The organism is Schlesneria sp., assembly GCF_036405755.1.
Classification (GTDB): Bacteria; Planctomycetota; Planctomycetia; order Planctomycetales; family Planctomycetaceae; genus Schlesneria; species Schlesneria sphaerica.
Window position 1 is genome coordinate 1 of record NZ_DASWWZ010000096.1, and the last position, 9,851, is coordinate 9,851.

The 9,851-nt window shown below is 58.0% G+C and carries 5 protein-coding genes and 1 pseudogene; all 6 read left to right on the forward strand.

Annotated elements, in window-relative coordinates; translation table 11 throughout:
• The first annotated feature begins 137 nt into the window (after positions 1-137).
• Complete coding sequence (locus VGE80_RS03275) at positions 138-1,106, forward strand: DUF1559 family PulG-like putative transporter (protein WP_440591662.1); 969 nt, start codon at positions 138-140, stop codon at positions 1,104-1,106.
• The gene (locus tag VGE80_RS03280) at positions 1,106-5,398 is read left to right on the forward strand and encodes a cobaltochelatase subunit CobN (protein ID WP_440591663.1); all 4,293 of its coding nucleotides are present in this window, start codon (positions 1,106-1,108) and stop codon (positions 5,396-5,398) included. Before VGE80_RS03275 ends, VGE80_RS03280 begins: the two co-directional genes overlap by 1 nt.
• Complete coding sequence (locus VGE80_RS03285; protein WP_440591664.1) at positions 5,395-6,042, forward strand: MotA/TolQ/ExbB proton channel family protein; 648 nt, start codon at positions 5,395-5,397, stop codon at positions 6,040-6,042. The genes VGE80_RS03280 and VGE80_RS03285 overlap by 4 nt, the downstream gene beginning before the upstream one ends.
• Positions 6,032-6,343 (forward strand): DUF2149 domain-containing protein, encoded by a 312-nt coding sequence (locus tag VGE80_RS03290; RefSeq protein WP_440591665.1) that lies wholly within the window; start codon positions 6,032-6,034, stop codon positions 6,341-6,343. The genes VGE80_RS03285 and VGE80_RS03290 overlap by 11 nt, the downstream gene beginning before the upstream one ends.
• A 452-nt stretch (positions 6,344-6,795) precedes the next feature.
• Entirely contained in the window at positions 6,796-7,461 is a 666-nt protein-coding gene (locus tag VGE80_RS03295; protein WP_440591666.1) for a PEP-CTERM sorting domain-containing protein, read from the forward strand.
• Positions 7,462-7,998: 537 nt separating this feature from the next.
• Positions 7,999-9,851: pseudogene (locus VGE80_RS03300) on the forward strand (hypothetical protein); the annotation flags it as partial.

Sequence of the window (9,851 nt, forward strand, 5' to 3'; positions counted from 1 at the left end):
TAAAGCGGATCTGGACGTGGAACATGCCCACGAAGGACACAGCCACTGAGTGGGCGCTCTTCTCAGTCATTCCCCTTGCTGCCCTCCTGACTCAACCACAAGACACAAGATCAACGATCAAGGAGCCCTGAACTGACATGCGACCAGGAATAGACCATCGCGCCCGGCGACACGCATTCACATTGATTGAACTGCTGGTCGTCATCGCCATCATTGCAGTACTGATCGCATTGCTGTTACCCGCCGTTCAGCAGGCACGTGAAGCGGCACGCCGAACCCAGTGTAAAAACAACCTGAAACAACTCGGCCTCGCACTGCATAACTATGCCGACGCCTTCGGGATGTTTCCGGCCGGTCATATGGACACTTACACGGACTACATCTCTGCCGGGGCCCGTCACCAGTTCAGCTGGTTGACAGCCATCCTGCCGTACATCGATCAGACCCCCTTGTTCAACATGATCAATTTCAGCGACGCCGACCTGATGCTGAATGCGAACGTGAACCCGAAGTTCTACGAAGTCGCAGGAAAGTCCGTTCCGGCGTTTCTCTGCCCCAGTGATCCGATCGGCCGAGTCAGTCCCACATTGGCCCCTTCCAACTACATGGCCAGTCAGGGAAGCCTTTGCGACTGCCGTGGAAACTCGTGCAATGGACTGTTCGGACACAGCTCCTACACGCGTCTCGCGTGGATCACCGATGGCCTGTCGCAGACGATTGCCTGCGGTGAAACCCTGAAAGGGGACCTGAATCCCGCCACACTGCAGGACAACTACATCTTCACCAACGCTTCCGGCTCGACCGCCTCGAACGTTTCGACCTGCCAGTCGGTCGCCCCGACTCAATCGGACCGGGCCACGGCCTGGTTTGGCGGTCAACCGCAATTCAACATCATGACCACCCTCCGCCCGCCCAATGACAAACAGTTCGACTGTATTGCCCCCAACTACGGCTGTACCAACATGGCCGCTCGCAGTGCCCATGTGGGAGGAGCCCACCTGATCTTCGCCGACGGATCGGTCCACTTCATCTCAGAGAACATCAGCATCACCACCTTTCAAGCACTCGGCAGCCGCGCGGGTGGTGAAATCGTGGGGGAATTTTAATGGTGCTCCATTCCCACACCCCCACTCAAACTCCCTTGGTGGCGTCAGGCCATCGGTTGCGGGTCTTAATGGCGGTATTCGCAGCCAGCTTGCTCTGGCTGACGAGCGCAGCCTCCATCTCGTTGGCTCAGACAGCGACAACCGCATCGCCCGGCTCAAGCGACAGCGATACACCAGTCCCTGCCTTCGAGATCGGGTTTATCGGACTGCACGGCGGCGTCTACGAGCAGCTTCAGACTTACGCGAAACCGCTGAACCTGAGACTCACCTATTTCGAGGATGGCGATGTCGCGAACAAACGGGCGGATCTCAGTACCGTACGCCTGCTCTACATTCAGCATACACGCGAAGAAGACCGCGACACCTACCGCCTGCTGCTTGATGAGGCGACGAGGAAAAATCCCGAGCTGCGCGTCTTTGTCCTTCCCGCGAATGCGGTCGACTTCTTCCGGACGATGAACCTCAAGCAGCCTGTCGAACGTGACGCCGACGCGGCGAACTATTACGGCAGCTCGGCGGAAAATCTCCGGCGGATGCTGATCTTCATTGCGGCCCGACGCCTCGGTCACGATCTGCAGGTAGAACTCCCACAGGAAGTCGAGCGGGAAGGTCTCTACCATCCCGACCACGAAGGTTTATTTCCTTCATCAGGCGCGTTCGAAGTCTGGAGCCGCACACGGGGGACATTCAGCCCCGAGAAACCTCGCCTGCTGATCACAGTTCACAACACCCATCTCGCATTTCAGCAACCGCGTGTCGTCGACGCGTTGATTCGCGAAGCCGAACGGCAAGGTGCCGTCGCCGTGGGGATCATTGACGGCCGCTCAAAAACGTACGAAGAACAGGCCGTCGCATTTGCTCCGCACGCGATGATCCATACCTGCCATAGCGGTGACACCGTCGCTTTGCGAAATGCCCTGAACGTCCCCCACCTGCACTCGATCTTCATCCGCAAACAATCGATCGCCGAATGGCAGGAAAGTACCGAGGGACTCTCGTCCAGCGAACTTGCCTTCCACATCATCGGTCAGGAACTGATCGGCGGCATCGAGCCACAAGTGGCCGCCGGTACGACATCAGGGCAGGGGAGTGCCGAGGCCTTTCAGCCCATTCCTGACCGGGTCGAGCACCTGATCAAGCGTGCTCTGGGCCACGCCCGTCTGGCTCAAACACCCGCCCCGCAGAAGAAGATCGCCATCATTTACTACGATCGCGAAATGGGGAAGGGGGAACTGATGCGAGGCAGTTCCACGGGGATGCACCTCAACGGGCCCCGCAGCCTGACTAACGTCCTGCAGGAAATGCAGAAGCATGGTTATCAGATGACCAGCGTCCCCCGGCACGAGGACGAATTGCTGATGCGAATGATCGAGCGGGGTCGGCAGATTGGTGTCTGGGCCCCCGCCGAGCTGGATCGACTTGTCCAGCACGGGGACCCGGTCCTGGTCTCCGAGGACGACTATCGCGTCTGGTACGAAAAGTTTGTGCCCGCCGATCGCCGGCAACAGATGGAAGACAAGTGGGGGCCCCCTCCCGGCCAGTTCATGGTCTGGCAGCGCGACGGCCGTAAGCATCTTGTCATTCCCCGGATCGAGCTCGGCAACGTCATCCTCCTGCCCCAACCGCTCCGAGGGGAAATCCACGGTAAGGAAGGGGCCAACGCCCAGGCGCATGACAAGGTGACAACACCTCCTCATAACTATCTGGCGACCTATTTCTGGCTGGAACACCAGTTCCACGCCAATGCCTTGATCCACTTTGGGACTCATGGCTCTGAGTTCGCCCTGCCGGGCAAACCGAACGGCCTGTCACAACGGGACTGGTGTGACGTCATCATGGGCTCGATGCCGAACTTCAATCCGTGGATCATCGAGAACATGGTGGAATCCTCGCCTGTCCGCAGACGCGTCTACGGGACACTGCTGAGCCACCTGCCGCCACCGATTGTCGATGCAGGGCTGAGTGACGATCTGGCCAACCTGCACGAAACACTCGACAAATGGGAAACGCTCGAGGAAGGGGCACTGAAGGAAAAATTCCGTGAAGAGATCACGCGCCAGGTCCAGCTTTGCCATCTCGAAACCGACCTGCACCTCACAATCCCGGACGATGGAAAGCTGACGCGGGATGCCATCAGGCAAGTCTCTGATTACCTGCATGCCATCCAGGAAGAAACCACTCCGACCAGTTTGCACGTCTACGGCGAACGACCACGAAGCGACCTGCTGATCCCCTACATGGTCACCATCCTGCGAACGCCGTTCATCAATGGATTGAAAGAACTCAAGCATGATCAGCAGCATCAGGCCAATCGGGATCACGACCACGAGGGGCACAGTCACGGTGTCCGTCCTGAAGCGGAAGCCATCCTGCAACTGGTACTGAATCGGCAGATGGACCCGCTGGATGCCGTCAACGCCACTCTCGGAACAACGCTCTCGGAGTTACCCGAAGCGATCGACAAAGGCCTGAAACTGGCGATCAAGTTGAACGCCGATTTCGACCGGACTGCGGATGAAATTGGTAATCTGCTGGCAGGACTGGAGGGAAAGTTCGTCCCCCCTAGTCCGGGAAACAGTCCCATCCGAAACCCGGGTGCCGTCCCCACCGGACGCAACATGTACCTGCTGAACCCCGAAGAAATCCCCTCGCGCCCCTCCTGGGAACTCGGTCACCGCCTGGCGGAAGAACTGGTCACACGGCACCAGACGCAAACCGGTCAGTTCCCCACCAAAGTCGGATTCGATCTTCGCAGTTCGGCCACGTTCCGCGACTACGGTGTGATGGAAGCGCAGATTCTGCGACTGATCGGAATCGAACCGGTCTGGGACGAGCGGCAACTTGTGAGCGACGTAAAACTGATCTCGCGAGATGACCTGGGTCGCCCGCGCGTCGACGTTTTCATCGCTGCGGGGTCGTGGTATGAGTCGAATCTCCCCAGCCGACTGAACCTCTGGGACAAGGCGATTCGACTCGCGACGCAGGCGGACGAACCTGACAACCCCCTGTTCCAGAATACGCAGACTCTGCGGACGACGCTTGCCGGTCAGGGACTGACGGAAGACCGGGCTCAACTGCTGTCCCATGCCCGGATTTTCGGCCGAGCCCCCGGACGGGAATCGGGCAGCTTCCTGGGCTACAAAGTCGCTCAGTCCGGCGACTGGAACAGCCGTGACGACATCGCCGCCGAATACCTCGCCCATCACAAACATGTCTACACGGAAGGGGCCTGGGGTGAAGAGGCCTCTCCTCTCTACGATGCGGCAATTCAGGGAACGCATACTGTCGTGCGCAGTTGGTCCGATCACATGACCAGTCCCCTGGCCAGTAAATATGTCTGGCTGCATGGCGGTTCGCTCAGTCTCGCCGTTGAGGCCCTGACCGGCAAAAAGCCCGAGTTCGTTCTATCCGACGTCCGTGACCCCGACAAAGCGGGTCTGATCAGTGCCGAAGACGCTCTGCGACGTGAATACCGCGTCCGGCTGTTCAACCGGAAGTGGCTCGAAGGGATGATGAAAGAAGGCTACGCGGGGGCCGACCAGATCCGCTTCATGACCTCCAACAGTTTCGGCTGGGAAGTGATGCGTCCCGGCAGCGTCGGCAGCGAAAACTGGCAGGAAATGAAACAGGTCCTGATCGACGACAAACTGAACCTTCGCCTGCCCGACTGGATGGATCGCAATAATCCCTACGCCTACCAGGATTCCATGGCGGTGATGCTGGAAGCGATGCGAAAAGGATACTGGCAAGCCGATGAGCAAACCCGACAACAGGTCGCCCGCGCGTATGCCGAAAACGTTGCACGGCACGGAATGTCGGGACACATGACCAGCGGCGGAAATACTTCGCTCGATACAATGGTGCGAGAACAACTGGAAGGGATCCAAAGTCCAACCGCAACCCGGTTGCTGGCCAACTATACTCAACGGTTCAACGAACAAACGGAGCGAACCGCCGGGGACATCGCCGCAGGAACGACGGCCCCCGGAGCCGCTCCCTCGGATGCGGCGTCGACAGACGCCGTTCCTCCTCCGGCCATGGACACGGCTTCGGCTTCGGCTTCGACACAAGCCACCACCCCGTCCGAATCGGCGAGTGCGCCAACAACCCCTCTGACCACGGTGGAAGGCCAGCGACTTCAGCCCTCACCGTCCCCATCGACTCAAGACCAGCAAAATCTCGCTCCAGTGCCCGTTCCTCCAGGGAAACCATCGCTGCTTCACTGGTCATTAGGAGCGGCGATCATCCTGCTGATGGTCGCTGGATTTGCGGCACGACGAGGGACACCATGACGGATCGACTGGTCGAAATTCTCTACCTTCTCTCCGAAGGACTGCTCGCTCCGACACTCATTCTGATTGTCACCTTTCTGGCGGGAAATCTGCTGATGCTGGGCGGCCTGCTGCGCGAATTCCTCGATCGCGCGTTCGGCCTGCGAAGCTGGAGGTCTTTCCTTACACAGCTCCGCGCCAGAAAAATTGCTGCAGCATCGTTCTATGATCTCATGCTCGTCGGCTATCCCGCCCGTTATCAGCGAGCGACACAGCGACTGAACCATGCCTCGCAATCCGTACTGGTGAATAAGTCTCTGGAAGACCTGGAACTGGATATCACACGCCGTCTGGCGCGGCTGGGATTCAGTACCCGGCTCGGACCAATGCTGGGACTGATCGGAACATTGATTCCGCTGGGCCCTGCACTGACGGGTCTCGCCTCGGGCGATATTCAGGCCCTTTCCAGCAATCTCGTGATCGCCTTTACCACCACCGTGTTTGGGATTCTGATTGGTGGCTTCTCGTACGCCGCCAGCGTAGCCCGCAAAAGCTGGTACGAACAGGATCTCAGCGATCTCGAGTTCGTCGCGACGCTCCTGAAGTCCGATTCCGTCAGCGATTCCGCGAACGTCTCTGTGCAGGACACCTGCCATGCGACGTAAGGTACGACGCTGGGAGGCTGCAGCCGAGGATGATCCGCTTGCGGGGCTGGTCAACCTGTTCGACCTCTGGATGGTTTTCTCTATCGCGCTGCTGCTGGCCCTTGTGAGCGCCTCACGTGCCCCGGAACTCAGATCCGCGGCATCACCAGAGGCCGCAGCCACGACGGAAGTGACCCCGTCCGAGCAACAAACCCGCCTCGATCAGTTCCGTATGAGCCACGAAAAGCTCAAGGGCGAAGGACAACGACTGGGAACAGCCTATCGCCTGAAAAGCGGGGAAGTCGTTTACGTCCCGGATTAAGCCCATCGCAACAGCCCCTCCCAATCCGTACGCAACGAACTGGGGAGAGTTTTTCATGGCATCCCATTAGTGTGTTCTCTGGGCACTCCCGACTGCCATTCCGTACCCACGTGGACTTCGCTCATCACGGCACCGCATTCGCTTCGACCATCGGTGACAGGATCCCCTCATTGACGGTTTCCCCCGCTCAATTGATTTACTGAACACCCGTAGTCCAGTACGATGCGGGTCGTGCCGAGGTGACGGAGTGTCACATTTCAGGCTGCACCGAACGGATTCTTGTTCGAGAATGGAAGGCAGCCTGACACGGGCCGGTGCGAATACTCCCAATGTCAAACTCGATCGTCAGCAATTTAAGCGCTCTGGTTCAAGTGGGTAAACGGTTCACGAAAATGGGAGAACACATGAAAGGCCTCGTCAAGGCTGTGCTTTGTCTTGCATCGATTGTTTCGATGAGTTCAGGAACGAAGGTATTCGCCTCAGTCATCAGTCCGATATCGACACAGACCACTGTTCAACTCGGAGCCGATGGAATCGGTTCAGACGCAAAAAGTGTGACTGATCTGTCCCTCGTCAACGTCACACTTCCTGGAGGCGGATTCGCGGAAGCCCAGTTGAATCAATCAGCCGACCGATTTACGGGCATCTTCAATGGAAGTATGGTCGCGAGTGACTACTCTTACTCTCGGGGGGTCTACGAGGTCTATTTCACCGTTGATGTTGATTCCTATCTGAGGATCGAATCCAACTTTGATCTTGGTGGCTATTACCTGGCGTGGTTATACGACGTTGACAACAATAAATACCTCTCCACGACACAGTACTCTCCTTCCTACGAGGAAGGGCCATTGACCGTATCGCTCTCCGATGATCGAGTCTGGCTGAGTGTCGACCCTGTTCTACTGCGCGCCGGCCGAACCTACCGGATTACGGGGAGAACGGGCGTGGAAGGGTCTGGTGTTGCCAGGGACCCGGAGAACTCTTACTTCAGCTTCTTCGTGACGACAGCGCCTGTCGGAATCCCTGAACCTGTTCCCGAACCATCGTCTCTTGCGCTACTCGGCCTTGGGACACTGGGTATGGCCGTCGCCGGATACCGACGACGAAAATTGTCGTAACCCACAACGCCAACGATCATCTCCCCAAAGGAGGCTCGCCACGACCCGGGTGAAGAGCCTCCTTCTCAGCTGCAACGAATGAGCACCCTGAGACAACCAACGATCTCTTGCAGACGCTCGAAGGAGGATCGTCGCACTCCCATGATCCATCCGAGAGATGAGACGACATTCAATCGTGTCACTCGGGTCCAGAGCACGACCTGCTGGAAACACGTCGGCAATCCCCTTCACTAACCCGACAGACCATGCTCCTGGCACCCGCGTCCACCAGGATGACAAGCGGACGTGACTGCGAGACACGTGTCAGGCTCCCGCCCGCCCACCGTACGCATCAGGTGTGTCACCCGCCTCGTTCCACGGTTGACACTCTTCTCTTTTTGATTGACACACGTCAACGTGTCGACAAAGATGAAATCTTACCCTGCTTCTCAGAACTGCGCAGTCATCTGGCCCATACAGCGACTCGATCAGATGATCTCGGCAACGACTGCCAGCATGACCGCGATCGAACATCCTTCCCCAGCAAGAGTGCCTCCGATGCTGATTTCCAAGTGGTTAGCTGCGTTCCGTCCTCGTCACACCGTTCGCAGCAAAACCCGCAGGGGCCGACAGAAGCTGGAATTCGCCTGCCACATCATGCTGCTGGAAGACAGAATTCTGCTGTCTTTCACCCCCGTACTTACGAACACCGCCAACAACCTGCATGAGGTACTCTATACCCTCGCGCCAGAGATCCCGGCAGACATTCCGGTGAAGTACGTGACGATCATGAACAACAGTCCGGATGTCGTCTATCCGATTTTTATCGGCGCGAATTCGACGATGGATAACACGGCAGGCCAGGTCGTCCGGATTGAACTGACCAACGGAGGCAGTGGATATGACCCGGCGAACCCGCCCCTTGTTAAATTCGAGGGGGGCAGCGGTTCGGGTGCGTTCGCTCGGGCCTCCGTCAACGCCGAAGGGCAGGTCTACGCGCTGACGCTGGGACTGGGAAATCTGCCCATCGGTTCGGGCTATACATCAGCACCAACGATTACCTTTGATGATAGTGCCAATGGTAACAAAGGGAGAAATGCGGCGGCGACAGCGACAATCAGTACCGCAGGATCGTATACGAAACCCACCTCGCAGTACGATCCGCTCGACCCCTTCAATCAGGGCTTCCGAGGTTACATTGGCGAGGTTAATCCCAATAACCCCAACGAAGTCATTGCGGGACTTCAGCCTTACAGTCAGGTAACGATCCAGCTCCCGCTCGTGTTCTGGGATGGCGCCCGAATTTTCATGGCCACCAATGGTTCGGATCCGCTGGAGTCTGCGTCCGACCCCGGCAACCCCATCCAATCTGCCGACCCCTGGCAATATAATTTCTCGGCCAAAGCTTATATGCCCGCACCGGGTGCCGCCTACAGTGCCACCTTTCCTGACCCCGCGACAGGCATTGCCAATTCCAACGGACGCGTACTCTGGTATCACGACTCAAACGTGCTGATCGGTGGCCCCAAGGGATTCGCGAATGACACCCCTGGCCAGTTGACCGAGTTCACGATTCGTGACGAGATGCAGGTGAACTGGGCCCCCAACATGCCCCAGTCCGAATTGGTGAATCCGATTCTGAACTATGACGTGTCGTACGTCGATCAGCTTGGCCTGCCCGCCATGATGGAAACGACCGACGGGTTCCCCAAGACAAATCCGGAACTCGGCCCCAAACCTTACGCCGGGATTGGCGCGGACTTAAGTGTCCCGCAGATGCAGCAGTTGATTGCCCAGTTCACGCAAACGATCCCGGGGACACCCAACAGCCTGCTCGGGGATTACTTTGGCGGTAAGGGATACGACCAATACGTCTTCCCCGGCAGCCTTTCTGATTTCAGCCTGCTGCCCGGCGGATTTAACGTCTTCGCAGACTCCGCGCTCGCTGACAGCGAATCCACCTACAACACAGCACAGTTCCAGCACTTCAAACTCGTCAGTGGCGGCACCATTAACCGCGTCGCGACAGGAAACATCAACGGCAATGGAGTCGTCACCGTCGGCAGTAACGTGGTCACAGGACTCGATCCTTCGGTCGTGCAGCAACTCGCGAAAGGAATGATCATCCTGGACTCGGGCAGCGGCCCCGGAGCACAGGGAAATTACTTCAGTGCAGGAACCTACATTGAAAGTATTAATCTCGCGAATAACTCGGTGACACTCAGTACCCCAGCCTACTTCGATAACTCCGGTAACAGCGGGGGGACCTTCGCACTGACGTTCCTCGGGTCGCGATGGAATTCTAGCACCGGAGCCACCGACGGTACCCAACCACGAATCACCGGGCTGGATCCCGAAGCGGTCCAGTTCCTCAGCCCCGGAATGCTGGTCACCGGTCCAGGCATTACCGG

Bases quoted from the DNA above. Each gene is read 5' to 3' on its own strand.
- VGE80_RS03275 (WP_440591662.1), top strand. From the start codon at position 138: ATGCGACCAGGAATAGACCATCGCGCCCGGCGACACGCATTCACATTG.
- VGE80_RS03280 (WP_440591663.1), top strand. From the start codon at position 1,106: ATGGTGCTCCATTCCCACACCCCCACTCAAACTCCCTTGGTGGCGTCA.
- VGE80_RS03285 (WP_440591664.1), top strand. From the start codon at position 5,395: ATGACGGATCGACTGGTCGAAATTCTCTACCTTCTCTCCGAAGGACTG.
- VGE80_RS03290 (WP_440591665.1), top strand. From the start codon at position 6,032: ATGCGACGTAAGGTACGACGCTGGGAGGCTGCAGCCGAGGATGATCCG.
- VGE80_RS03295 (WP_440591666.1), top strand. From the start codon at position 6,796: ATGAGTTCAGGAACGAAGGTATTCGCCTCAGTCATCAGTCCGATATCG.